At 60.4% G+C, this 676-nt stretch carries 1 protein-coding gene; it reads right to left on the reverse strand.

The genetic code is table 11. The annotated features are described in order from the left end of the window. Positions 1-149: 149 nt before the first annotated feature. Positions 150-676 (reverse strand): glutamine synthetase (locus tag NK662_RS24630; RefSeq protein ID WP_254761350.1); only part of this gene is annotated, 527 nt, incomplete at its 5' end.

Here is a 676-nt window from a genome sequence, read left to right on the forward strand (position 1 = left end):
GTGATTTTCTTTTTTTTCTCTTTCCTTTTTTTTTTACTTCTCCCAGCACAAATGCAATTCACCAGATCGTCCGATCAATGGAGCAACCGGAGCGACACGGCGATCTGGGGAGGACGATGACGAGGATGTCGTGGCGTCAAGAAGCCGCTTCAGGGCTTCCAGATGATGGTGGTCTCGGCGATCATGCCGGTGACGACGTATGGGTCCATGTTGGACGCCGGCCTCCTGTCCTCGAAGTACCCCTTGCCCTCCTTCTCCGTGTCGCGCCCCACGCGGATGGACGCGCCGCGGTTCGCCACGCCCCATTTGAAGGTGTTGATGTCGGCGGTCTCGTGGCGGCCGGTGAGGCGGCGCTCGTTGCCCTCGCCGTAGGCGGCGATGTGCTCCTTGTGCCTCAGCGCGAGCTTGTCGATCGCCTTCTTGATCACCTCGTAGCCTCCCGGCTCCCTCATCGACTTGGTGCTGAAGTTGGTGTGGGCACCAGCGCCATTCCAGTCACCCGGGATCGGCTTCGGGTCAAGGGAGAGCACGACTCCGGCCACCTCTGTGACCCTCTCGAGGATGTAGCAGGCAACCCACACTTGGTCAGCAGCGGCGATGCCAACTGACGGGCCAACTTGGAACTCCCACTGGCCGGGCATGACTTCCCCGTAGATGCCAATGATGTTGATCCCTG

The organism is Ectobacillus ponti (assembly GCF_024294785.1).
Lineage (GTDB): Bacteria > Bacillota > Bacilli > Bacillales > Bacillaceae_G > Ectobacillus > Ectobacillus ponti.